At 37.5% G+C, this 25,401-nt stretch carries 25 protein-coding genes, 2 pseudogenes and 3 riboswitches; of the genes and pseudogenes, 7 read left to right on the top strand and 20 right to left on the bottom strand.

Annotated elements, in window-relative coordinates; all coding sequences use genetic code 11:
- Nucleotides 1-80 precede the first annotated feature (80 nt).
- The 12 genes and pseudogenes from gcvT to N9I19_RS08025 form a co-directional block, all read right to left on the bottom strand.
- Nucleotides 81-1,190, bottom strand: coding sequence for a glycine cleavage system aminomethyltransferase GcvT (gene gcvT / locus N9I19_RS08080; RefSeq protein ID WP_089362212.1), 1,110 nt, complete (start codon nt 1,188-1,190; stop codon nt 81-83).
- 146 nt (nt 1,191-1,336) lie between these two features.
- On the bottom strand, nt 1,337-2,587 hold the full coding sequence (glyA, locus tag N9I19_RS08075; protein ID WP_317777443.1) for a serine hydroxymethyltransferase: 1,251 nt from the start codon (nt 2,585-2,587) through the stop codon (nt 1,337-1,339).
- A gap of 186 nt (nt 2,588-2,773) precedes the next feature.
- A riboswitch (glycine riboswitch) is annotated at nt 2,774-2,877 on the bottom strand.
- 327 nt (nt 2,878-3,204) lie between these two features.
- Nucleotides 3,205-4,584, bottom strand: a complete 1,380-nt coding sequence (locus tag N9I19_RS08070; RefSeq protein WP_317777442.1) for an amino acid permease — start codon at nt 4,582-4,584, stop codon at nt 3,205-3,207.
- A 293-nt stretch (nt 4,585-4,877) separates the two neighbouring features.
- Nucleotides 4,878-4,934, bottom strand: a riboswitch (glycine riboswitch).
- A gap of 3 nt (nt 4,935-4,937) precedes the next feature.
- Nucleotides 4,938-5,037, bottom strand: a riboswitch (glycine riboswitch).
- A gap of 280 nt (nt 5,038-5,317) precedes the next feature.
- Nucleotides 5,318-5,560, bottom strand: coding sequence for a hypothetical protein (locus N9I19_RS08065; RefSeq protein WP_061463190.1), 243 nt, complete (start codon nt 5,558-5,560; stop codon nt 5,318-5,320).
- 803 nt (nt 5,561-6,363) lie between these two features.
- Nucleotides 6,364-7,551 (bottom strand): amidohydrolase, encoded by a 1,188-nt coding sequence (locus N9I19_RS08060; RefSeq protein ID WP_317777441.1) that lies wholly within the window; start codon nt 7,549-7,551, stop codon nt 6,364-6,366.
- 1,043 nt (nt 7,552-8,594) lie between these two features.
- Nucleotides 8,595-8,762 carry a hypothetical protein gene (locus N9I19_RS08055; protein ID WP_317777467.1) on the bottom strand — a complete coding sequence of 56 codons (168 nt, stop codon included), beginning with the start codon at nt 8,760-8,762 and terminating at the stop codon, nt 8,595-8,597.
- A gap of 144 nt (nt 8,763-8,906) precedes the next feature.
- Nucleotides 8,907-10,895, bottom strand: coding sequence for an acetoacetate--CoA ligase (locus tag N9I19_RS08050; RefSeq protein WP_317777440.1), 1,989 nt, complete (start codon nt 10,893-10,895; stop codon nt 8,907-8,909).
- A 106-nt stretch (nt 10,896-11,001) separates the two neighbouring features.
- Nucleotides 11,002-12,273 (bottom strand): HAMP domain-containing sensor histidine kinase, encoded by a 1,272-nt coding sequence (locus tag N9I19_RS08045; protein WP_317777439.1) that lies wholly within the window; start codon nt 12,271-12,273, stop codon nt 11,002-11,004.
- A 229-nt stretch (nt 12,274-12,502) separates the two neighbouring features.
- The gene (locus N9I19_RS08040) at nt 12,503-13,645 is read right to left on the bottom strand and encodes an acyl-CoA dehydrogenase family protein (RefSeq protein ID WP_317777438.1); all 1,143 of its coding nucleotides are present in this window, start codon (nt 13,643-13,645) and stop codon (nt 12,503-12,505) included.
- A gap of 117 nt (nt 13,646-13,762) precedes the next feature.
- Nucleotides 13,763-15,010 (bottom strand): GTPase, encoded by a 1,248-nt coding sequence (locus N9I19_RS08035; RefSeq protein WP_317777437.1) that lies wholly within the window; start codon nt 15,008-15,010, stop codon nt 13,763-13,765.
- 117 nt (nt 15,011-15,127) lie between these two features.
- Nucleotides 15,128-15,880 carry a PadR family transcriptional regulator gene (locus N9I19_RS08030; protein WP_061463184.1) on the bottom strand — a complete coding sequence of 251 codons (753 nt, stop codon included), beginning with the start codon at nt 15,878-15,880 and terminating at the stop codon, nt 15,128-15,130.
- 255 nt (nt 15,881-16,135) lie between these two features.
- Nucleotides 16,136-16,249, bottom strand: a pseudogene (locus N9I19_RS08025) (IS3 family transposase); the annotation flags it as partial.
- 319 nt (nt 16,250-16,568) lie between these two features.
- On the opposite strand from N9I19_RS08025, the gene N9I19_RS08015 reads away from it, so the two are divergent.
- Nucleotides 16,569-17,510: a hypothetical protein gene (locus tag N9I19_RS08015; RefSeq protein WP_317777436.1), complete on the top strand. Its 942-nt coding sequence runs from the start codon at nt 16,569-16,571 to the stop codon at nt 17,508-17,510.
- A gap of 51 nt (nt 17,511-17,561) precedes the next feature.
- Here N9I19_RS08015 and N9I19_RS25450 read toward each other — a convergent pair whose 3' ends face one another.
- The 6 genes and pseudogenes from N9I19_RS25450 to cdaS all read right to left on the bottom strand — a co-directional run bounded on the left by N9I19_RS25450 (nt 17,562) and on the right by cdaS (nt 20,136).
- The gene (locus N9I19_RS25450; protein WP_486352017.1) at nt 17,562-17,690 is read right to left on the bottom strand and encodes an IS3 family transposase; all 129 of its coding nucleotides are present in this window, start codon (nt 17,688-17,690) and stop codon (nt 17,562-17,564) included.
- Nucleotides 17,691-17,762: 72 nt separating this feature from the next.
- Nucleotides 17,763-17,947 (bottom strand): annotated as a pseudogene (locus N9I19_RS25445) (IS3 family transposase); the annotation flags it as partial.
- A gap of 86 nt (nt 17,948-18,033) precedes the next feature.
- Nucleotides 18,034-18,348, bottom strand: coding sequence for a hypothetical protein (locus N9I19_RS08005; protein ID WP_317777435.1), 315 nt, complete (start codon nt 18,346-18,348; stop codon nt 18,034-18,036).
- A 69-nt stretch (nt 18,349-18,417) separates the two neighbouring features.
- Entirely contained in the window at nt 18,418-19,164 is a 747-nt protein-coding gene (map, locus tag N9I19_RS08000) for a type I methionyl aminopeptidase (RefSeq protein WP_284470778.1), read from the bottom strand.
- Nucleotides 19,165-19,373: 209 nt separating this feature from the next.
- Nucleotides 19,374-19,529, bottom strand: coding sequence for a hypothetical protein (locus N9I19_RS07995; protein WP_317777434.1), 156 nt, complete (start codon nt 19,527-19,529; stop codon nt 19,374-19,376).
- Nucleotides 19,516-20,136 (bottom strand): sporulation-specific diadenylate cyclase CdaS, encoded by a 621-nt coding sequence (gene cdaS, locus N9I19_RS07990; RefSeq protein WP_317777433.1) that lies wholly within the window; start codon nt 20,134-20,136, stop codon nt 19,516-19,518. Before cdaS ends, N9I19_RS07995 begins: the two co-directional genes overlap by 14 nt.
- Nucleotides 20,137-20,427: 291 nt before the next feature.
- On the opposite strand from cdaS, the gene N9I19_RS07985 reads away from it, so the two are divergent.
- A complete protein-coding gene (locus tag N9I19_RS07985) occupies nt 20,428-20,748 on the top strand; it encodes a 2Fe-2S iron-sulfur cluster-binding protein (RefSeq protein ID WP_089362198.1) in 321 nt (106 codons plus the stop codon).
- A 92-nt stretch (nt 20,749-20,840) separates the two neighbouring features.
- Here N9I19_RS07985 and N9I19_RS07980 read toward each other — a convergent pair whose 3' ends face one another.
- Nucleotides 20,841-21,236, bottom strand: a complete 396-nt coding sequence (locus N9I19_RS07980; protein ID WP_317777432.1) for a VOC family protein — start codon at nt 21,234-21,236, stop codon at nt 20,841-20,843.
- Between the two features lie 557 nt (nt 21,237-21,793).
- Between N9I19_RS07980 and N9I19_RS07975 the strand changes: the two genes are divergently transcribed.
- The 4 genes from N9I19_RS07975 (at nt 21,794) to N9I19_RS07960 (ending at nt 24,227) form a co-directional block, all read left to right on the top strand.
- Nucleotides 21,794-22,258, top strand: a complete 465-nt coding sequence (locus N9I19_RS07975; RefSeq protein ID WP_317777431.1) for a DinB family protein — start codon at nt 21,794-21,796, stop codon at nt 22,256-22,258.
- A 78-nt stretch (nt 22,259-22,336) separates the two neighbouring features.
- Nucleotides 22,337-22,750, top strand: a complete 414-nt coding sequence (locus N9I19_RS07970) for a VOC family protein (protein ID WP_284470782.1) — start codon at nt 22,337-22,339, stop codon at nt 22,748-22,750.
- 257 nt (nt 22,751-23,007) lie between these two features.
- On the top strand, nt 23,008-23,508 hold the full coding sequence (locus tag N9I19_RS07965) for a VOC family protein (RefSeq protein WP_317777430.1): 501 nt from the start codon (nt 23,008-23,010) through the stop codon (nt 23,506-23,508).
- Nucleotides 23,509-23,675: 167 nt separating this feature from the next.
- Complete coding sequence (locus tag N9I19_RS07960) at nt 23,676-24,227, top strand: DUF402 domain-containing protein (protein WP_317777466.1); 552 nt, start codon at nt 23,676-23,678, stop codon at nt 24,225-24,227.
- 81 nt (nt 24,228-24,308) lie between these two features.
- Here the strand turns inward: N9I19_RS07960 and N9I19_RS07955 are convergent, their stop codons facing one another.
- Nucleotides 24,309-24,953: a lysozyme family protein gene (locus N9I19_RS07955; RefSeq protein ID WP_061463172.1), complete on the bottom strand. Its 645-nt coding sequence runs from the start codon at nt 24,951-24,953 to the stop codon at nt 24,309-24,311.
- Nucleotides 24,954-25,166: 213 nt separating this feature from the next.
- Here N9I19_RS07955 and N9I19_RS07950 point away from each other — a divergent pair, with 213 nt between their 5' ends.
- Nucleotides 25,167-25,322, top strand: coding sequence for a DUF4021 domain-containing protein (locus tag N9I19_RS07950; RefSeq protein ID WP_317777429.1), 156 nt, complete (start codon nt 25,167-25,169; stop codon nt 25,320-25,322).
- Nucleotides 25,323-25,401 lie beyond the last annotated feature (79 nt).

Genomic DNA, 25,401 nt, shown 5'->3' with positions numbered 1-25,401 from the left:
AGCCGATTTCAAGGCTGCATGCAAGGTAACCGAAATCGACTCCTGAAAACTACACGATAACTCTATTAAAATATTTCCGCTTACCTTTTATAGAATGGTGCATTAACAATAACGGCTTCAATCTGTTTATTTCGGATTTCCACTTGTATCGGCGTCCCTACTTCAGCTTGATCGGCTGATACCAAGGCAAGACCTAAGCTTTTCTTCAAAGATGGTGATTGTGTTCCTGATGTCACAATACCTATTTCCTCTCCATCTTTAGAAATTATCTTGTAACCATGACGCGGAATTCCCCGGCCTATTACTTCAATCCCTACTAATTTTCGTTTTAATCCAGTTTCTTTTTGTTGTGTAAGAGCAGATTTTCCAATAAAGTCACTTTCTTTGTTCGTCTTTACGACAAAGCCGATTCCTGCTTCCAGCGGGCTGATATCGTTACTTAGTTCTTGGCCATAGAGTGCAAGACGTGCTTCCAGCCGAAGCGTGTCCCGTGCACCAAGTCCGCATGGTTTTAATCCATTCGTGGCTCCTGCTTCTAAGATCTTTTCCCAAAGTACTTCCGCTTTGTCTGCAGATAAATAAAGTTCATATCCATTTTCTCCTGTGTAACCTGTACGGGATACAAGTACATCGGTAATCCCCGAGATGTTGACATGTTGGGCGAATTTAAAAGAACCAATTTCTGATAAATCTATTTCCGTTAACTTTTGCAAAATGCTTTCTGCCTTTGGTCCTTGGATGGCAAGCTGAGCGATGTCTTCCGAAATATTTTGGAGTGCCATCTCTCCTTTTACATGCTGCTTCATCCATTCGTAATCTTTCTCAATATTTGCGGCATTAATGACGAGTAAATATTTTTCATTCCCTAATTTATAAACTAATAAATCATCGACGGTTCCACCGTCTGGATAACACATTGCGGTATACTGTGCTTGATTGATGCTAAGCTTTGTTACATCGTTTGTAACAAGGTAGTTAATATAACTCTCGGCATCTTTCCCTTCCACAAGTACTTCTCCCATATGAGAAACATCAAAAAGTCCTGCTTCAGTTCGAACAGCTTCATGCTCTTCTAAAATGCTAGTAAATTGAACCGGCAGAGCCCAGCCACCAAAATTTATAACTTTTGCTCCGTATTTTTTATATACTTCAAAAAGCGGTGTTTGCTTTAATGCTGTTTCAATACCCATGATCTACCCCCAATTATGATTTTTTGTAAAATAGATGTTCTTTCACCTGTTACCGGTTTCTTTCATTGCCATGATTCCAAAAGACATATCTCGCTGCCATGGCCGTTGCTCAGGTTTCAGCAAAGGCATAATTGCTGCCCCTTTCTTCACACAGTCGTTGGCTCTTGAAATAACGGATAAACACCGCAAATCTCTTTAGTTGTTACTCTTGCTTTCTCAATAACGGCTTTATTCCCTTTACTTTTTAGAACCGTTGCAATCACTTCGCCAATTTTCACCATCTCTTCCTTCTTCATACCTCGAGTTGTTAAAGCTGCTGTCCCCATTCGGATACCGCTAGTAACAAATGGCTTTTCTGGATCATAGGGAATCGTATTTTTATTAACGGTAATGCCCGCGTCTTCCAATAACTTCTCTGCTTCTTTTCCTGTTAAATTCCACGGACGTAAATCCAAAAGGACAATATGATTATCTGTTCCGCCAGAAACAAGGGCTGCACCTTCATTTTTTAATGTTTCGCCAAGTGTTGTAGCATTTTCAATGACTTGTTTCGCATAATCCTTAAAGCTTGGTTGTAAAGCCTCGTTGAAAGCAACTGCTTTTGCTGCAATGATATGCATTAGTGGACCGCCTTGAATTCCCGGGAATACGGATTTATTAATCGCTTTGATTATTACTTCATCGTTCGTTAAAATGATTCCCCCCCGTGGTCCTCTTAATGTTTTATGAGTTGTACTTGTCACAACATCTGCATATGGGATTGGGGAAGGATGAAGACCAGTAGCTACCAGCCCGGCTATATGAGCCATATCCACCATAAGTTTTGCACCAACTTGATCGGCAATTTCTCTAAATCGTGCAAAATTAATCGTTCTTGGATAGGCACTTGTCCCAGCAATAATCAATTTAGGTTTTTCTTTCTTTGCAATAGCTTCCAACTCATCATAATCAATTAGCTGTGTATCTTCTCTAACTCCATAAGACACAACTTCAAACCATTTTCCTGAAACGCTGACTGGACTTCCATGAGTTAAGTGGCCACCATGTGAAAGGTTCATTCCCATCACCTTATCACCAGGCTGAAGCAGTGCGAAAAAAACTGCGAAATTGGCTTGTGCACCTGAGTGAGGCTGAACATTTGCATATTTGGCACCGAAAAGCTTTGTTAAGCGCTCAATAGCTGCTTGTTCTGCCACATCGACAAATTCACATCCGCCATAATAGCGCTTTCCTGGATAACCTTCTGCATATTTATTTGTCATCACGCTTCCCATGGCCTCCAATACATCAGGGCTAACGAAGTTTTCTGATGCAATCAATTCCAGTGTTTCATGTTGACGTTGTCCTTCCTTCTCAATAGCATCAAAAATGGTAAAATCATTTTGTTGTAAACTCATTTTATTTTCCTCCTAATGTTTTCGCGTAATTCTGAATTTTTACTTAATAACGAATTTCAATATGGTACTAGACAATTAAGTTTCTTTCCCGCTACAGGCCTACTTTTCTATGAAAACTGTTAATAACAGTATGCTTTACACCCTTTTTTGCACGCAAAAAAGGACAGAAAAGGGTCGTAGCGTTCTCTACCCTTCTCTGTCCTTTTACCTGAGAGTTTAGCTCCATCTTTAATAGAGCCTTTCCCCTTTGGTGGCGTAAATGTTTATACGCGCTCTCCAGAGGTGCGTCCATTTGTGGTTCCATCTACCTGAGAGATTTGTTCCAAGGGTCTTTTTGGAACTTGCTCCTTCGGTGGCTTGTCGCTTTGCACTCTCCCACAACTGTCATCCGCTTATTCAATTTGGTACATTTAGAATAGTTGTTGATAATAATTATGTCAAGCATTTTTGAAAGCGCTAACAATAATATTCTGAGATATTTTTTTTAATTTTAATATGATCATCCAGATATCTTAAGCTTTTTATAACGGGCAGATTTTTTACTCACGAGTTGGAAAATATGGAGCGGCAGCTATCTGGACAAACACCGTTAATGGAATCAAAGGGTTTCTTGCTACTTAATTCCCCGCTGCCTCTCTCTGATCCGCCTGATCTACCTGCGTTTTGCGCATCTTATAAATCGCAACCAGCATAATAAACCAAACAGGAGTTACGATTAAGGCAACACGAGTATCGTTCGCAAGTGCAAGAACAACAAGGACGAACGCTAGGAAAGCAAGGATCAAGTAATTGGAAAATGGATAAAGTGGTAATTTAAATTTGTTCATTTTCACTAGATCTGGTCTTGTTTTACGATATTTCAAATGGCTGATGACTGTAATTCCCCAAATAAAAATGAAACATACTGTAGAGATACTTGTAATCAAGGTAAATACTCCTTCAGGCATTAAATAATTCAAAACAACGGAAATTAAAATGACAACCGTTGAAAAGACCAATGCATTGGAAGGTACTTTACGGTCATTAAGTTTTGCAAACGGTACAGGTGCATTTTTATCTTTGGCAAGTGAGTATACCATCCGGCTTGTACTGAAGATTGCACTGTTACATGCCGAAGCCGCCGATGTTAAGACGACAAAATTGATGATACCAGCAGCTCCAGCGATACCTACGGCCACAAATACTTGGACGAATGGGCTTTCCGTTGGGATGATTGCGTTCCACGGATAAACACTCATAATGACAATAAGTGCGCCAATGTAGAAAATTATAATCCGAATAGGAATATTATTGATCGCTTTGGGGATAACTTTTTCTGGATCCTCTGTTTCACCTGCTGTTAGTCCTACAAGTTCAATGCCAACAAACGCAAACACTACCATCTGGAATGAGAGGATAAAACCATTTATTCCATTTGGGAAGATACCTTCGTGACTCCATAGATTCGTGAAACTTGCTGCGCCTGAATCAGTGGAAAAGCCTTTAATAATCATGAAAATACCGATAACAATTAGTGCTAGAATAGCTATGACTTTAATTAATGCGAACCAGAACTCCATTTCGCCAAAAAGTTTTACCGTTGCAAGATTCATAAATAGTAGAATGACAAGTGCAATTAATCCTGGCATCCACTGTGGTACAGAGGGAAACCAGTATTGAGTATAAAGACCAACTGCTGTTAAGTCGGCCATTGCGATTGAAATCCAGCAAAACCAGTAGGTCCAGCCGGTTACAAATGCAGCCATTTTACCTAAATAGTCTCTTACAAAGTCGACAAAGGAATGATAGTGCAAATTAGATAAGAGTAGTTCTCCAAGTGCGCGCATGATTAAAAAGCAAATGACGCCTGTAATCATGTAAGCAATTAAAATGGATGGCCCGGCTAAATGAATAGATTTTCCTGCTCCAAGAAATAATCCCGTTCCGATTGCCCCACCAATAGCGATGAGTTGTACGTGCCTGTTTTTTAGCCCTCTATCTAACTTTTGTTCCTGCATACGAATTCCCACTTTCTACTTTTATAGGATACTTGGATTTTTTCCCAATAAAGAGTCTGTCTTTCAATGAGTGTGAATTATTAGCGTACTGGGAAACTGTCCACCACTGTAAGCGCTTTCTTGGATAGGTACTAGATATAGTGAAATAGATCTACCAACCTTTTTGAAAATATAGCGTTAATTGTACAAATCAAAAGATAGACTCATTTATCACAGACCTTAATGCACCTCCTCTCTTTTTATCTTTCCTAGTAAAAAAAGGACAGAGGAAAGATAGGGATTTTCCTACCTTCCTCTGTCCTTTTACCTGAGAGTTTAACTCCTTCGGTGGCCTATGGCTCTCTTCAGAGACGCGTCCTATTGTAGTCCTTTTACCTGAGAGATTAGTCCCCTGCTTTTTAGGGTTTGCTCCTTCGGTGCTAAACAATGTTTAGTCTCTCCCACAATCATCATCCGCTGATATAAAGTTGTTTTAATAGTTGTATACTATCGGTTTTTAATGGACATTTCAATGGTTATCTGAAAAAACTTTATTTTCTGAAATTTCACCACAGACAATTTTCAACTTTATGAACAGTATATAATTTAGAAGTTATTAGCTACGAAAAATCAAACTTATTAGCTGCTTTTCTATTCGCAAGGAATCCAAACAAGCTTATGTATAAGCGAAACATTTTTGCATTTTTCCGATTGACTATAAGGCTAAATTTTTAAGATAGGAAATTACATAAGTCTATAGTTTTAACATAATTGATGTATGGAAAAAGAGAAAATTCGCGACACGCGAGAATGCTTGCAGCAGTAAAGATTGGTTAGAAGCTTCCTCCCTAAGTTCAGCAGTAGTTGCAGAAGCTTTCTCTTTTGCAACTTCCTCTTTGTCCCCACCACCTGCTATATTAGCAATGATGATAATTGCTAGAACCCATACCCACGACTTCTTTGGTTTCTTTAGTTTGATTTCCTTTTCCTTATCCATTTACCTCTTACCCCCATTTCAGTTTTGCAGACGGACTGTTGTAAACAGAAATAGAATAACATAATTTAGATCAATAAGGTTTATATTTATCATCACGTATTTATTTTCACTTTCTTTGTTAAATCATTATGTATTCGAACCAAATACAAAAAAGGAGGATTTAATAATCCTTTATTTGGAATTTCGCATGTAAGGGAGTTAATGAATACTCCTAAGTAGTATAGTTTACAGTTTTGTCCAGATTAAAAAGAAAAGACCAAGTATTTAGGAGCTGAAACTATAACTTTTGGTATTGAACCACATCTATTTTTTCGGCAAAAAAAACCCAAAGGTAAATAATTATTCTACAATACTTGACGTGTTAACAAAACGATTTTCCATTACTGTTTACCAGCGTCAAACTGGGACTTTAATTTGGTTAGCAGGCACCTTTTAAAACATGTCTATAAAGTATGATCAAATCTATACCTTACCCTGATAAAATAACAGATTATAAGGGCGTGTTTAGATTTATCAAAACACGCCCTTATAAAAATTCAATTGGGGCATTCTTTTATAAAAGGGGATGGTTTATTTGTATTCCCATTCATAAAAATAGGTGAAAATTCGAAGTTATCATTGCCTAAGTTAGCCCCTCCCTCCACCATGCATGAAAGTTTCCCTTCACACGGAGATCCGACTATCAGCTACAACCCATTCTTTAGCCTTTCTCGGTATCAGTTGCTTATTATCAATAGAATTATCTAATACAGCAAAGCAAGTCATCATCTGTACCACGTCTTACAAATATTCTATTCTTTTTCCTAATCTAACTCATAATAACCACAAACAACATATCCTACTGCTTTTGCTGCCACGAGAAGGGCATCTTCATCGATATCAAATTTAGGATTATGATTAAAATAAGGTTTTTCTACTCCTTTATGTGTACAAGCAATGTAAAAGAAGCAGGAAGGAATTTTTTCAGCATAGTAAGCAAAGTCTTCAGATGGCGGCATTGCTGGAAATTCCTTTACTTCTTTAATATCTTTATCATTTGCATTCTTAAGTGACTCAGCAACCTTTCCTGTTAATTCAGGATCATTATATAAAGGTGGATAGTCATTCGTATAAGTTAGATCACATGTTACACCAAATTCTTCTTCAAGTCCTTTTACAAGACGTTTAACTTCTTTTTCAATTTTATCTCTCGTTTCAACAGTCATATAACGAATATCGCCTTCAAGCTCTACGCTGTCTTTAATTATATTAAATGTTCCTTTTCCATCAAAAGATCCAATCGTAATCACACCAATATCAAAAGGACTTAATCGACGGCTAATAATCGTTTGAGCAGCGGTAACAAAATGAGCACCAGCGACAATGGTATCATTCGCTAGATGTGGTGAGGAACCATGTCCACCTCTACCTTGAACTTTTAATTTCAAATAAGCCCTGCCGTTAAAAGAATATCCAGCATGATAACCAACAACTCCTGCTTCGTCCATTGGCAGCAGATGGATGCCAAATATATTATCTAAATCGTCAAGCACCCCGGATTCTACAATACTCTTTGCCCCGCCAGGCGGAACCTCCTCCGCATGCTGATGAATAATTTTGATTGTACCTGGAATTTCATCTTTTAATTGAATGAGGCAATCGGCTAAGACTAATAAGTAGGCAGTATGTCCATCATGACCACACGCATGCATAACGCCTTCATTTTTTGATTTAAAGGCTATATTCGTTTCTTCAACGATTGGAAGTGCATCAAAATCAGCTCGAAGACCGATGTTTTTTCCAGGCTTTCCACCTTTAATGGTCACGATAACTCCGTATCCATTACCTACATTAGATTGAACTTCTACGTCCTTTTCTTTATAAAAATCAATAATATATTGAGCTGTCTTTTCTTCTTTAAAAGAAAGCTCAGGATTTTCGTGTAGGTGCCTGCGAATTTTAATCATTTCCTCTTTACGGGATTCCAGAATTTCCATTAATTCACTTCTCATAATCTCTTCATTCCTTCATTTTTTTTTGAAAACGCCACTATATGTAGCGTTTTACATTTCCAACTGCTAATTATTCTGCAATAGGGTTCCGGTTACTACCAGCGGTGATTTTTTAGAAGCATTAGATGTTTTACCGGCATCTTTTGGACCCAAAAAGATAATAGATAATATTAAATTCCAAGTCCAAATAGCGCATATCCAATGAACGCGACAATTGTATGGGTAAGATCATGTATGAAGGTTAAGCTCATCACCGCCACACCTACTGTCGTAATCAAGATACTACAAATCATTAGTGATTTGGCCATACCTTTTGTAATTTTTACTCTCCAACACGAATCATCGCAAGCACGGCTACTAATAACCAAGTGATAACATACCTGATTGAAATGAATAAAATCCACGACCAACTTGTCTTTTTTTCAGGATAAGATCATATGTCAAGAATAAATGTTTTAGATAATTTAACCTTTAATTGATAATAGTTTTTTTAAAAGCATCTGAAATATCTCTAAGGTAAATTTTATTATTCCAGTGTTCTTCTTCCAAATAAATAAAAGTGAAGATGATTTATCCCTGCTCTCCATAATGAGTAAACTTTAGTTTCAAATGTGTTTTAAGTTTATCAATTACTCAGGGAAGTTTCACTAACCTGCCTTTTTATAAGCTTTCCCCTTATAAAGAAAAGCTACCGCTAGTTTAGTACATTTGTCCAAAATACCTTATAGGTCAAATTTCTCACCTGATACCAATCTTACTTCTAATGTCTTTTAAGAATGGTACACTAATTTCTTTTGCTTTATCTGATCATTCTTTTAAATTTTTATCCAGAGTTTTTGGAGAAGACATTAATTCATTATATTTCTCGCGCGATACTTCAATAAATCTATTCATTACATTAAACAATTCCTTTTTGGCTACCTCAGCCAATTCCTTGTAAATATTGCTCTTTCTTCTTTTCAGTTTCAGTATAAGATGTGAATATAATAGATGTATCGGGATCTTTTGGTGTTTCTGGTGTAATGAATCAGTTTTGATTTTATTTATGAGTTTTTGTAACTTTTTGGCTCTTCAATGGATGGAATTATATTATAATAACTTTTACTCATTTTCCGACCATCTAATCCAGGTAATACAGCAGTCTCTTCTTGTATTTTGTACTCTAGTAATAAGAATGTTCCCCCATAGTTATGATGGAAACTTTCAGCAATATCTCTAGCAATTTCTATATGCTGAACTTGGTCTTTCCCTTTATATTTAGAAATTTATCACCTCCAGAAACAAAAAAAGACCTTATGAGAATAAACTCATAAAGTCTTATAAAAAAGACGGAGCTTTTTGCTCCGCCTGGGATATCAGAATATTTTTTTCTCATTCAACTCGAGAGCTAATTCTTTAAAAAACTGAAGCGATTCTGGATTTCCCATGGAGTCTGCATTCACCACTTTATCAAACTCGAAACCTAGCAACACTTTGCGTATCGGTACTTCCATTTTCTTTCCGTTCAAGGTTTTAGGTATTTGATCAACGACATGGATCTGGTCTGGGATAAAACGAGGGGACACATGTCCTCGGATTTGTTCATTGATTTTCCCTGTCAATGCTGCATCCAGGATTTTACCAGGCTTAAGGACGACGAACAGCAGCAAGGAAGAACCGCGGCCAAGCACTTCTCTATCAATGACAAGGCTTTCCATAACTTCATCGATCGCTTCGACGACGCGGTAGATATCGCTAGTCCCCATCCGTACACCAGCACGGTTAATGGTTGAGTCGGAACGTCCATAAATGACGCAGCTGCCCTTGTCGTCGATTTTTATCCAATCTCCATGTTTCCATATTCCAGGATACGTATCGAAATAACTCTCGTAATATCTTGACCCGTCTTGATCATTCCAGAAGTAAAGCGGCATGGACGGCATCGGTTTAGTAATGACCAATTCACCGACTACATTAATCAATGATTGACCTTGTTCATCAAAGGCTTCTGCACGAACACCTAATGCCCTTCCTTGTATCTCCCCGATTCTTACAGGTAATGTTGGAACACCACCTACAAATCCGGCACAAACATCGGTTCCGCCACTAGATGAACTGAGCCATATATCTTTCTTGACATTCTCATACACCCATTTGTATCCGTCACCTGACAATGGAGCCCCAGTTGAAAAAAGAGCCTTCAATTTTGTTAAATCATATCTTCCCATTGGCTTGATTCCTAACTTCATGGAATTCGTAAGGAAAGGTGCACTTGTTCCAAAGAAAGTCATGCCTGTGTCTTCAGCCAATTCCCAAAGGGCATCCATATTCGGAAAGGCAGGGCTGCCGTCATAAAGAACAATCGTCCCTTCATTAAGCAAACCTCCCATTAGTAGATTCCACATCATCCAGCCTGTCGTCGTAAACCAGAATACCGTATCCTCGGAAGTCATGCCTTGATGCAATCTTGTTGATTTAAAATGCTCCAATAATATACCGCCATGCCCTTGTACAATTGGTTTTGGCATTCCGGTTGTACCTGATGAATAGAGAATCCAAAGCGGATGATCGAACGGAACACTTTCAAAAGATAATTCCGCCGTTTCTTTTAATAGGTCATCCCAAGGGATTGTATTTGCCAGATTCACTTCCACAACCTTTTTTTCTATGTAAGGAACCAACACGGTATGCTTAACAGTGCCCAATTCCTGTTTAAGCTGTGAAACAACGGATGTTTTATCATATACTTTTCCGTTGTACTGATACCCATCAACCGCCAGTAATAAAACCGGTTCAATCTGTTTGAAACGATCAATGACGCTTCTTGCACCAAAGTCAGGAGAACAACTGGACCAAATGGCACCTATACTTACTGTTGCCAAGAAAGCTATGACCGCTTCAGGTATATTTGGCATATAGGCAACAACACGGTCACCCGGTTTCACACCAAGTTCCCTTAATGAATGGGCGACAGAAGCCACTTTTTCTTTCAGCTCTTTCCAGCTAATCCCTTGCTGCCTGATATGTTCGGAACGAAAAAAAATCGCCGTTTTTTCTTCTTGAGCATTCAATAATGCATTTTCAGCATAATTAAGCCTTGCCCCTTCGAACCATTTCGCACCTGGCATTGCTTGCTCCGCTAAAACCCTGTCATATTTCCTGGCGGCTTTTACATCACAATAATCCCAAATTGAAGCCCAAAATTCCTCCAGTTCATCAACCGACCATTTCCATAATTCATGATAATCATGAAATGATAAACCTTTCTTTTCTTTTAACCATTTCACATATTGAGTCAATACCGTGTGCTCGATTTGTTCTTTTGTCGGTTCCCAAATGATTTGTCCGTCTGTAAGCGATTTCATTTAATCATCTCCCTTAGGTATCAAATGCATCATTGAATATTTCATAATAATTGGCAATTAAATAAATTGTAATGTATGAGAATTAAACCGTCAATTTACACTATACTCAAATAGGCTCATATCTATGAATGGGCAGATTAATGGAGAAACATGTACCTTTCCCTTGAACACTTGACACATGTATCGTTCCATCCATGCTTTTGATGACGCTATATGAAACCATTAGGCCTAATCCCGTTCCTTTATTTTTTGTCGTAAAATAAGGCTCACCTAGACGGTATATTTGTTCCTGTGTCATTCCAATTCCTTGATCTTGAATCATAATTTGGATGTTGGTTGCGTCGGGAATTAAATGTATGTATATTTCGCCATCATCTTGCATCGATTCTAAGCCATTCTTTAATATATTGAACAGGCACTGTTGAAATTTCTTCTTTTCCCCCATTATATAATATGCTTCTTCTTCAAATAAGGACAACTTCAATCCAGTTCCATTATCGTTAGCCAAGGGTTTTATACGGTTGACGACATGCTGAATTTCCTCGGATACCCTTAATCGTTCCTTGTTTTCAGGGCTTACGGCAGCAAATGTCAAATAATCATTAATGACATCCGTGGCCCGATCTAATTCATTCAGCGCAATATTTACATACTGGACCTTTGTATGTGAAGAAACGTCTTCGCTTAACATTTGTATATATCCCCTAGTAACTGTAAGGGGGTTTCTGACTTCATGAGATATGCTTGCAGCCAGATGACTAACGATTTCCAATTTTTCCGCTTTCACTAATTTCTCGAGAACCTGAAAATTAGTCAGGATGACTTCCCATAATAAAATTACAACAACGATTCCTATGACTTGGATGGTGAAATATTGTTTCCAAAGACTAATGCCAATAGTAAGTTCAAATATTTGTGTTGAAATAAACTGTGTGAGAATGTGAACAATAAAGATTAAGGATATGCCGATGAGGATTTTTTTACTGACAGACATTTTTAAATAGTATTTAGATATAAAAAACAGGGAAACTCCCATTAGCGGAAAAGAGATGCATGATACATAAAATCCATTTCCCCCCCCTGTTATATAACGGATAAAAAGAGTGATGACTATTAATATGATACCTAACCTATAGCCTCCATATAAACCGCCTAAAAGAAAAGGGATCCATCGAAGATCCCAAACAAAATCCTCTTCTATGACCACTGGGAATAGCATGCATAGAACAAGTGAAAGAATAGGAAAAATGGTTAAGAACGATCCTTTTAATGCATCTAAACGGTACACGTACTTTACTAGATAGCTCATTTGCAATAAAAAGAGCGGAAAAAGGATAATTAAAAAGTTAATCAGTAAATCTTTTGTTATCAAATTCATTTTCACACCGAACTTTCGATATTTTCCGAAGATTTAAAAAGGTATATAAATCATAACAAGATAGAGAATGATAAGCTAGTAAAAATTTCAGGTTGAAATTAAAAAGAGATAGCTAAAGCATGGAGGTACCAGAACAAATAAACGGTTGATTAAGAGTTAGTAAATAAACAGGAAAAAACTGAAACGACGAAGTCATTTCAGTGCAAATAAGAAATATCCGAATACTCACTTAATAAAGAGCGGATTTTGCGAGCATCGTAATTGTCGCATCATCCATCGGAGGATTATGAAGGCCTGCACGTACATCCCTATAGTAGCGTTGCAAGGGATTTTTCCGTTGTAAACTTTTGGCTCCGACTACTCGCATCGCTTTATCGACAATCGAAATCGATTTGTTGACTACCGATAGCTTGACAGCACCCAATTGTTTCGATAATTCATCACGATCTTCAGGGTGCTGCTCCCATTTCTCTGCGACAGAGTAAAGGAAATGGTGTGCTTCGCTCAATTCCAGTTCCATCTCTCCAATTGTCCGTTGAACATTCGGAAGGTCCCTGATTGGTCCTGGTAAGCTATTGGGAGAATAGGTTTTAGCAAATTCAACTGCATAATTTCTGGCTGCCACTGCAATTCCCAAGTAGCAAGCCGGTATATGTAAAAGCCACGCTTCAGGTTTCCTTTTTTCACCAGGATTACTTTTCATGACATAATACTTTTCAGGAAGGCTGACATCATTTAACACCAAATCATGGCTACCTGTCCCCTGCATGGACATCATATCCCAAGTTTCTTCTATGCTTACTCCCATTAAATCACGATGAACTAAAAATGTGCCTAGCCGCTCATCCTCGGGTACCCATGCCGTTACAAGAAAAATATTAAGGACGGGAGAGAGTGTAGTAAAAGTCTTTCTGCCATTCAAATTCCATTGTTCACCCTTTTTGATAGCGAGCGTTTCCGGACGGCCTCCGCGCGTCGGGCTTCCTGTTCCAGCCTCCGATGCTGCCGTGTTGATGAGAGCGCCTTTCGACACCTCATCAAACAATTCATTCATGACTCCTTTTTCCCATGGTCTTTTCTCAGTTAAGGATAGGACCGTTCCGACATGCCAGCCTATTCCTAAGGCTGTTGGGCCACAATACTGAGCTATTTTTTCTTGGCATAGGAGAAAATCATATAATGAACCGCCATTTCCCCCATCCGCTTTTGCTAACGTTAATTTAGGATATCCGAATTCCTTTAACTCCTGGATGTTTTCAAATGGAAAACCCTTTGAATCATCCAGTGCTTCAGATCGGCTGGAAAAGGGCTGAATCGCTTCCTCTAATTTTTGAATATATTCTTTTTGCTTTTGTGATTGAAAAAACGACATGAAGACCATCCCTCCTGTAGTAAAGAAATCCTGAACCATTCAGCCACAGAAACAGTAACCGCCAAAACACCACTTTATCATATCACCTTAGTTTAGTTAATGGTTTGAATCTGCCCGTTAAGAGTCAATGTCTTCATTTTTATATTCTTTGTTAGCATTCTTATAAGCTTTCTTCGCCTGGTCAATATCTTTGTTTTCGATAAAGTAAGCTATCGCAGCTTGCCCGATTCCATACGTGACTGCGCCGGCTACCGCACCTGAGACTGCTAGACCGGCCCCTGGTATGAAACGTACTGCAGCCCTGACGCCTTCCCTGACAAGAAGACCGATTCCAACATTGATCCCTAATGCTGTAATGAATTCACTTGCCGTTTTGGTATTGATGTCTTTATCCGCGATAAAACCAATTACCACAATCATCAACCCTTGAATGCCGGTCAATATGGGAAAATCGGCAAAAGGTATTGGCTCTGCACCTATTAATCCGGTGATTGCCGTAAACGTTCCCACAATCGTCCGCGCGAACTTCTTCTTAACGAATTGGCTCTGAATCGCTTTGGCCGTCTTTAGCTTCGCTTCGCTGGGTAAGGCCTCGATTAAGTAATCTGAAAGCAAATCGATGTTCCAACGCATATCATAATCAATATTTCCACCTTCATCAAAGTCAATATATGAGCAAATCGGGATGATGTTCAATAGTGGGATTTCACTTTCGTTAAATCGCTTGGACATCAAAGCAATGGCTTCATCAATATTCTTTTTTTTCTTAGGGTTGGCATCAAAAGGTGCTTGTTTATAATGTGGTGGATCTAGTTCATCCACTTGGGTGACCACACAGATGACGGGTACATCATAATGGTGGATCTCTTTTACGACCTTGCGCAGCTTGTTCAACTCTAGCAGATCTTCTTCAATCCGTGAATCCGTTTCTTTTGCTTTAATCAAGAAAAGAAAAACATCGGGCTGTTCTTCGGTTACCGCTTTTATCAATTCGTCCATTGGTGTTTCTTCTTCAAATTCTTCCGTAGGAGCTTCACTCTCACCCAACCCACGGGAATCCAGCAAACGAATTTTGGGCTCAGCATCACTCGGGTACCAAAGCCATTTTCCCTTACCCGTTCCAGATTTAACAGAACTGACATATTGCCTTTCCTGACCAAACATCGCATTGATCAGTGATGATTTTCCAGATCCGCGCCTTCCTACAAGGGCAATTCGCGGTTCCCTTGCATCAACTGTCATTGTTTTAAGCTTTAAGAGTTGGTCGAGCATTTTGTTCTTTTTCGATTGTGAAATGGGAAGCTTATCTACTTGGCCTTTAATGAAACTGAATATGCTTCCTATTTCATCGTGTTTTTCTCCCATTACGCATTCCCCCTTGTTAAGAAGTGTTTTTAAGTAACATTTACCCTTGATCGAGTCAATTTAAGCATGTAACTTGAATCTCCTTACAAACTTAAGGGCCCCATTTCTAATAATCCTTTAAGACTTTTCTTTTAAGAACATAACGACACTAGCCATGTATTTTTGGATTTCCTGGACTTGAAAAGCGGCCGAATCCGCAATCTGTTTGTAATGATGCTGCCCTTCATCGGTGATTCGTAAATATCGTTTTGTTCGTTTTTCACTTTCCCACCTGCCGACAAGAAGGCCGTTCTCTTCCATTTCATGAGATAAATCATATAAATAGCCGTTTGATGCTATCCAACCGAACTGATTTTTAAGCAGATCGCCAATTTCCCCCATGTAAATGGGCTTCTTAGTGAAAGCGGCTTTTAAAGTAACATAGCGTACAAGATCCTTTACCGATATTATTTTCGAGAAATATGACCTGTATTCTTCAGGAAGTTCATTGAGAACCGAGGGATTTTCACCAGATCCCCTTAAATCGTACATGAACCGGTCAATGACCTTTTTCACCTCGGAAAACCGTTCCAGGAAATTCTCTTGGTACCATATGTAAAGTTCTTTTCCTTTTTCAGTTATCTGATAATAATTCCTTCCCTTATTCGTATATAGTGATAAATGGTTGGATTCGACAAGCGTATTGGATATTTTACATAAATAGTCATAGCTATGCACTTTTCCAGTAAACGTATTTTTTAGGTCCTGATGAATCGCCCTTGGATAATTCGCTTTAATTCTCAAAGAATGAAGTAAAAAAATCGTTAAAAATTCCCGCTGGCTCAACCCGACCGATTCAGCCGTTGTAGACAGTTTTTCCCCTTTCTTCACTGTCAAAACCCCCTTTATATCCAGTTTTATGAACTCATCAAAAAACATTTCTTCCTTCTCCCTTATTATCCTGTGCTGCCACATAATAGTAAAGTTTTTAATGCCTAATTACCTAGTACTAATTTTACGTATTTGATCTATTGTATGGTGAAGTTATTCAGAATATTCTGTCGAGGTTCATTATGAAATTGTTAAAACAAAAAGAAACGGCCCACGATTATGAAGTGCACCCAAAAAGTTAGACACTTTATTTAATTAAGCAGCCTTGAGGGCATGAACCCGGTAATCTACCGGGCTCATGCCTTTTAATTTTACCTTGATTCGTTGAGAATTGTAGTAATGGATATATTCTTCTAGTTCTTGTTTGAAAAATTGCGATATTCCGGGCATAAATAGCCCATTCCCTGCTTGCGTTGGCCAGGCGTTCAATTGGTACGAAACAAGCCCTTGATACGTATAAACTTCTCTTGGCACAGTTATTAAAGGAATATGATCTCGCTTCATCCCAACTCGAAAATTAAAGAATTGCACCCGATTGTGAAAGATTAAAAGCTGTTTAAGGGTTGCCCACTTATTGAAACATTAACACTTCATAGGTGGCTAACGGAGAAGCTTAATAAGAACATTAAAAACTATGTTATAATTAACAATGTTGGGTAAAAATGCTAATATTTTAGGGGATGATTTTTTGAAAAAAGTATCCATGTTATTCATTTTATTCGGTATGTTATTTTTTGTAGTAGCATGTACATCAAATAAAACCAATAAGGAAATGGAAAGCTCTGATAATAATGTCACATCTAAAGATAGTCCAAATAATTTAATTTCCTACTATGAAACAATCAAATTAGAAAATGCCATTGAATCTTCTTTTAACAAAAATGTATTTAAGAAAAAAGGGCATCCAGATGGCTATGATTTAACCCTTTCTCGGGCAAAAAAAGAAGTCGTTCTTGTGATTAGGCCTTATTCCAAGAAAAATTTTAATTATTTAAAAGACGATCTTCAAAGTAATATTGAAGAAGTATTGCAATCAAAAAAGCATAGGGATTATAAAGTAAAAGTTCTTGCTTATTGGAATGATACCAATCAGACAGAAAGACAAAAACGAGAGGAAAAAATTATTCAGGAAGTAGCAAATGAAATGAAGAAGATTGATAAAATTGATGTTTTGACAGGAACTTCATATTCAGCCACTGACGGACGCATTGTACAATTGGACTTAATGTTCTATAGAAACGATAAAAAAGTGATTGAGCCCAATGAGGTTAACAATTTTCATAAAGAATTTCTTAAGTTAGCTCAAGAAAAAGGATTCAATGTTAAGGATATTCCAATACGTTTTAAATCAAATTTAAAACGAGATTGGGAAATGAAAGTTATGCCATCAATAGATCAAGGGTTGAAAGAAATAAAGGATCTCAAAGTTACATCTACAACTATAATAGATGGTCAGAATCCCATTATTATTAATACTTCCATAGACAATACAGATAAAAAAGCTAAAGAAATAGGAAAACGTATTGACGAACTCACAAATGAATTTTTTCAATATAAACAAATAAAAAAATCATTTCCTGGCCCTTATGAAATTCATGTTCTAAGTAAAGACGATAAGAAAATAAATTAAGCAATAAAAAAAGGATCTTCCAATTGAAGTGCACCCAAATTGTTAGACACTTTATTTAATTAAGCAGCCTTGAGGGCATGAACCCGGTAATACCGGGCTCATGCCTTTTAATTTTACCTTGATTCGTTGAGAATTGTAGAAATGGATATATTCTTCTAGTTCTTGTTTGAAATGTTCCATGTTTTCAAATTCTTGAAGAAAAGTAACCGAATTTTAATAGCCCAAAGAAGTTTCCAATGACCGCATTATCGAGATTTTCCCTTTGTACGAACGGTATTTCTTCATGCGAACCAATGACTTCACTCCTAGTTCATTCATCAATCGGAGAACTGTTTTATGATTGATGTGAGTACCTCGGTTACGTAACTCTAGGGGATGCGTCGATACCCATAACGTCCTTTATGCGTATGGAAATCCTCTTCGATAAGGGATTTAATTTGTGTATTTTTCCTCACGCCCGAAAGCGTTTATCACATAATAGTACGTACTCCGTGCCCTGTCGATGTTTTCTTGGTTTCTTTTTTCATGGATAGACACCCTTTTTCTTTGGTTTAAGAGCGTCTATACCTCCTTCCTTTAACTGATTTGCCCCATTCAAAAGTGTAAAATCGGTAGGAAGGTTATAGTGTACAGCCGTCGCGCTGATTGATGCCCCATTTTCGTTCATATAATAAGGGCAAGTGTATTTTGTATAGGATGAAGCAAGTTCTTCCATCCCATGTTCAAGATAGCAATCGGCCCATATTTTCAGAGGGGATAAACCTACATTTCTTTCTTCTGCAATGGATTTATAGGATTTTTCCCTTCCAAGTACTCTGTCCATCGTATATTTAGTCAAAAAAACTGCACCTCCAATTATTAGATGTTGTCTAACAATTGGGGTGCAGTTCATTTGGCCGTTTCATTTTTATTGTTCCGTTAAAATGATCGCATCTTCTTTTGTAATGACAAGGGTATGTTCATATTGAGCAGAAAGCTTTCCATCTGCCGTTCTCGCCGTCCAGCCGTCTTGATCCATTTTCATATGCCATGTTCCTGCATTCAACATAGGCTCGATCGTGATGACCATGCCTTCTTTTAGACGGGCGCCTTTACCTGGTTTACCATAATGTAAAACGGTTGGGTCTTCGTGCATGGTTTTACCGATACCGTGTCCTGTAAAATCGCGGACAACAGAAAACTTTTCACCTTCTGCATATGACTGAATGGCATGACCAATATCCCCAAGACGATTTCCTGCCCGTGCAGCCTCGATGCCTTTATATAGTGCAGCCTTGGTTACATCCATCAAACGCTGAACCTCTTCTTCAACTTTCCCGACTGCATATGTCCAAGCTGAATCGGCCAGACCGCCGTTAAGGTTTACCACCATATCAATCGTTACGATGTCTCCCTCTTTCAAGGCTTTCTTTTGCGGGAAGCCGTGACAAATTACATCATTCACAGATGCGCACGTTGCATATTTGTAGCCGTTATAGCCCTTTTGTTCAGGTGTCGCACCATGCTCTGCCAAGTATTTATCGACAAACTCTTCAATTTCCCAAGTCGTGATGCCCGGTTTTATCATTTTAGCGATTTCTCTATGTGTCGCAGCAAGAAGTTTACCTGCTTCATGCATCAAATGTATTTCTCGTTCACTTTTAATAGTTATCATTTATAAATCCTCTTTCGTTTTATATCTTTTCTGATTTAATCTCCTGTTTTATCATATGCCTTTTTTTATATAAAAAGCAACCAAAAACCCGGTAAAAATCACCGGGTTTAATAAATCCATGACCATTTCCGGAACTGTATTCACGGAAGTAAACTTTTGGAGTAAAAAACGATCCAAAATTTTAGAGGGGAGAAGTAAATCCATGTTCTTTAACCACCACTTGCCAATAGCTCAATCGTTTTTCGTTTTAATACGAATTTCTTAATGATGACTCGTTCAAATTCCAATGCAGAATTACCACGGACATCATAATCGGCCAGGATATTGCCTGCCTCGACTATAATTCGAATTCTATAGAGGCCCATGGGTATTAATTGGGTACAGATTCCCGTTTAAGGCAAATGAAACTCTGCCTGTTTCCTCTGATACTACCAATACAAGGGCATCACTTCGTTCTGTTAAACCTAAAGCAGCGCGATGGCGGGTTCCAAGTTTTTTCCCACCTGTTGATCTGCCAGAAAGTGGAAGGACATTTGCTGCGGATTCAATATGATTATGACTTACCAATACAGCACCATCATGTAGTGGATTTCCAGGAAAAAAAATTGATTCCAATAATGAATGGGTTAATTCTGCACCTATGGGAATACCGGGTTGAATCAAAGAATCAACTGAATCCTCCCGCTGAATCACAATTAATCCCCCATGTCTAAGATTTGACATATTTTGTACACAAATAGATAATTCCGGATATTTGTCCGTAAACGGAGACAAATAACAGTTTAAATAAAAAGTTGCAGCTTTCATATCAATGTATACAAACTTTTCTTTAATTTTTTCAAAATTTCCAAGAAGGCAATAATTTTCATCACCCATTGCTTCTAAGTTATCCTGTAATGCCGTTATTACTTGGCGAATATCCTCTTTTAATACTTGTTTCATTGGTGAAAAATCACAATTACCATTATTCACAGACAGGCGCCTCCCCTTTATTTTTCACTCTTTTTTTAAGTAAACCATACTTATTTTCGTATTTGGACCTATTTGAAGCTTGTTAAATCTATAATTTTCAATCTACTTAAAGTTTGTCTTCAAGATAATTAATTATTCATCTAATGAGATAGGCACTTTGTTTAACGAATGGGGTTTAACAATCAGTAATGATTTTTTTACATTTTTTTCTGTCATATGGACAAGGTAAGAGAATAAATATGTTAATGACCCGTTGGAAGATATCCTATAATTAATATGAGGTGGTATAAAATGCCTTACGTAACTGTATTTGACCAAGGAACTTTTGAAGTTGAAATGGGAAAAAAGTTAGTATTAGCGATGGAAGATAACGGTATAAATATTCTCCACAGATGTGGAGGGAAGGCAAAATGTACAACTTGCAGAGTGGAAATATTGGCAGGTGATTTTTTGGAAGTCACAAATAAAGAAAAAAAGGTCTTTGAGGAAAAAGGAATGGAGGATCATTTGCGTTTATCCTGTCAAATTTACGTGAATGGAGATATAACCATTCGACCGATCATGACTGTTGAAAACTCTGGAATTGCCGCTGGACCACGGCCTGCTGACTAAATAGGACCAATACTGTATTAAGCGATATAACATGATGTCATGACATATCAAAACGACTAAAAAAGTTTCCATAGTCGTTTTGATGTTTTTAATCATTTGCTATGTGAGTACTTTTTTTCCATGACCGCAAAGTAATTTTCTTCGTTATCAGCAAAATTAAATACTCTTCCAGAAGGCATCTTTACAAGTTCCCCCAGTTTGATATTCTTCTCCGAAAAGTCTTTATATAATTCATCAAGGTTCTCCGAGTAAAACATTAACGAGGGTGTATTAAGATTTAATTCAGGCTGCATTTTAGCAATGAATTCCTTGTTATGCAGGATGATACTAGTTTGTGCTTCCTTTGTTGGGGCAATTTCAATCCATCTCAAGCCTTGGCCGTTATCTTCTTCAGAAACTACGCTAAACCCCAATTTTTCTGTCCAAAATTTCAATGACTCATCCTGGTTATTTACATATAACATAATTTGACCGACATTATCAATCATTTGCTACTCTCCCTTTCTGATGGTTCCATTATTATTGATACTCTTTCCTTTTTAGCATATTTTGCGATGGAAACATATGACTACTTGAATCCTATAATAAATGTAAGATTTAAGCAATATCCACCAAACTTCTCTCCGCTTATTAAGAAGTAAAATAATGTTAAAAACAATCATTTTCTGTTTTTGAAACCTGTACACCTTAAGAAAAAAAAGGATAAATTGATTATGCTCCATTAGTCAAATATTTTACGAATTTTGCTTAGTTTTATCTCCTACATATTTCAAATGACCTTCCAGAAATTGCGCTTCAACAGTTAATGTAACATAACTTTATCTTTCTTTTTCGAATAAAGAATCGTCTCTTTTTTATGTCACTAGCACTCCATCAAGTGTAGAAGAAAAATGATATACAGAATCATACTCATACCATTAATAATCTTGAATCTGCCCAAGTAGTTACATTAAAAAAACTGATCAATCTTTATATACTGGAATTTTGCAGGACTTTTTGATTTTTCACAGAACTTCTATAGAGTATCTATCAAAGGAGGTAAATAATGTTTCTATCGAAAGAAGGATTGTTAAATATATTAGAAGACAACAGGAGATTGACAATGCGGGTACTTGAAGCCTTTCCTGAAGAAGAATTATTTCACTATACACCGGCCGAGAAGCTTCGCCCTTTCGCCGAGATGGTTAAAGAAATCATGAACATTGAAACTGGATATATGCGTGGAATTGCACTTAGTGTATGGGAGTTTCCAGATTCGTTTGCTGCACTTTCTACAAAAGAGGCACTAATATCTGCATGCGAAGCAGTAAGGCAAGATACTAGAAAACTGTGGGAGGAAATTACCGAGGAAACACTTGAAGCGGTTGAAAAGGATCCCTTTTTCGGACCCTCACAAAGCCACTTTGAGAGACTTCAATATGCCCTCGAAAATGAAATCCATCACAGAGGACAGGGATATATTTATCTCAGAACACTCGGGATTGAGCCACCGGAATTTTTCGTCCGGTAAAGAAAATTTAACAACACTTAATACAATAGGTGTATGAATCTTGTGGCAAAAAAATATAAAATAATAGGAGTGAAACAAATGTCAGTTAATGCATATCTTAATTTTAATGGGAATTGTAGAGAGGCAGTAGAGTTTTACGCAGAAGTTTTTGGAACGGCATCACCTAATATCATGACCTTTGGGGAAACACCGCCTAATCCGGAATTTACTCTTCCAGAAGAAGCAAAAGATTTAGTCATGCATACAAGGCTAAGTATTAATGGAAGCAATGTCATGTTTTCCGATGCTTTTCCTGGCATGCCTTTTGTCGAAGGAAATAATATCAGCTTGGCATTTGTTAGTAAGGATTTGGATGAAATTAAATCGATCTTTAATAAACTTAGTCAAGGCGGTAAGGTTGGGATGGAGCTTCAAGAAACATTTTGGAGTAAAATTTACGGTCAATTGACGGATAAATTCGGAATCCAATGGCAATTTAACTTCGAGAGCTGAGAAATGAAATTTGGATATAGGACTTTTCACAAATGAAAAGTTTCTATATCCTTTTGTATTTCCATCACCAAGGATTAAAGGGATTAGTTAAATGATCGGTTGGATACATACCCTAACCTTATATCATTTTCTTGGTTCATGATAAATGGTGTATAGTAAAACGGTAATTTCAAGGTTTTAATCTTTCGCATTTCCATGATCATAATAACAAATTTAATTATCCTGGCTATACATGAAAACAATAAAGGAGAAAAATCATGAAAAACAAAATTCAAAAAATCACAACTAACCTTTGGTTTGATTCACAAGCCGAAGAGGCGGCGAAGTTTTACACTTCCATCTTCGAAAATTCTAGGATCGGAAGAATCACTAGCTATGGAAATGAAGGAAATCAAATCCATGGAAAGACAATGGGTTCTGTGATGACCGTGGAATTTGAATTGGAAGGACAAACATTCGTAGCATTAAATGGCGGTCCGCAATTCAAATTCACAGAGGCAATATCATTTATCATCCATTGCGAGGATCAAAAAGAATTGGACTATTATTGGGGGAAACTCTCCGAAGCGGGAGATGAAAAGGCGCAAGTGTGCGGTTGGCTGAAAGATCAATTTGGCGTGTCATGGCAAATCATCCCAGAAAATCTAACCGAGATGGTAAACGACTCCAATCCTGAAAAATCGGAAAGAATGATGAAAGCGCTGCTCCAAATGAAGAAAATTGACATTAAAACTTTAAAGCAGGCGTATCATGGATAAGTTTCAATAAACACCTTTCTGGTAAGATGTTTATTTCAGAAGAGTGAACGATTTTGAAGTAGTTAACACCTAATTTCTCGGTACTTGTGAAATTGGGTTTTGATATTTACCAAAATAGAAAAGAAACAAAGGCTGATCTAGATGGTTTTTAAGGGAGAAATAAAATGATGGACAAAATATTTACAACAACACTTCAACGTGGCGATGAAATAATTGAAAGAAAAACCCGCTATGACTCTTTTGTTGTAGAACATACCTGTTTGCTGTTAAAAGCACAAAATCATCATGTCGTGCTTTTTCATGAAATCATGGATGCGTTCACGATGAAAGCGGGTCCTATAGAATTAAATATACCCACTGGAAGTTATACGATTGCTTATTATTGGAAAGACCGCCCTTATAATTTATACATTTGGAGAGATAATGAAGGTAATTATTTAGGTTCCTATTTTAATATTGTAAAAAATACATATATGGCTGATAAGTTGTTATCTTTTGAAGATTTGATCATTGATATCATGGTGCTTCCGGATGGGTCACATTTTATTTTGGACGAGGAAGAGTTACCTGTGCCCTTAGAGCAATTTGAAAGTGGTTCTGTTAAACAAGCCTTAAACTCTTTACTTGATTCCATTGATATCCTTCTTTCACAAACCATTTCAGAATCCGAGAAATCCTATAAACATAAAGACCTTCTACCATGGTTGAACAATACATGACAATGGTTTTTTATGAACTCCACAAAAGAGGTAGACCATGAACAAAAAGCCTGCTTCATTCAGTAGGCTTTTTGTTCCCCCTCACTCCCCATCGGCTTGTGCCGATATACTGTCAAGTTCATCGATATTCTTCGTTACCTTTGCACTGTATGAGTAGTCACCGTAGCAATATGGATATCGGAAATTCTCTTTGTCTCCGCCGCAATCATAGAGGGTGGGGTTTTTTTCGACCTGAAGCAGGGAGAACTTCTTCGCAAGCTCTTCAGTATGCTTGCCCCCTTTATTTGCAACGAAATCAATATAACCAATTCCCATGTTATAAGCTTGAATGATCGTAGCAAAATCCACGTCCTTTTCATTGCCATATTCATTGATCCTATTGAAATGTTTCACTCCATACTTAATGCTTTCCGTTGGATCTGTGATTGTATTCGGGTCAAGCCCCGCCGACTCAGATGCCTGCATTGGATCACCGCCCCGTCCTCGGCTTTCCTGCTGCATCAAGGCAATCAATGTCGAAGTATGCTCCTCAAGTCCGTATTTAGACAGCTCGTCGCGGAGAAGTGTACTATACTTTTTCACGTTCGCAAAAGAATCAAGCGAATTTACTGATGTGGAAACATTTTCGGAATATGGGCTTTTCATGATCTCCTTTATAAGCAAAAATGCAAAAATCAGGATGAAAATGACAAAAACATTCTTAGATCTCTTTCGTTTCTTCTTCACATTCTCTCTCCGTTATCACTAGGTTATATATTTATATCTTAACAAATAGTAAGAGTAATAACTATTTAGAATATCATTAAATGTTCAGGATAATGAAATTGGTATTCTATCTATAATCTCTGAACTTAGCCGCAAGAAATCCTAAAAGTACCTGAGTCACTTTAGTATATTTATTTGGACAATGAGACATCCTGATAGTTGGAGGTGTTATGTATGGATAAGAAGAATGATAAAGAAGAAATCCTTGACGACAAAAAGAAAAAATCCACGAACGACTTTGGAGCAGATCCAGATGAACAAGAGATGAATGGTCTGTATGGTATGTTGGAAACTGAATATGAAGATAAGCTTCACGATAAAGAAGAGTAACGATTGGTTTCTTTAATGTTTGTTAAGCGCCTTAATATGGCGTTTTTTTATGAGTTCCGTTACTATTCTAATGGTTCGT

Origin of the sequence: Peribacillus sp. CSMR9 (assembly GCF_033141925.1) — a bacterium.
GTDB lineage: Bacteria > Bacillota > Bacilli > Bacillales > DSM-1321 > Peribacillus > Peribacillus simplex_A.
This window is presented reverse-complemented; position numbering and strand designations above follow the sequence as displayed.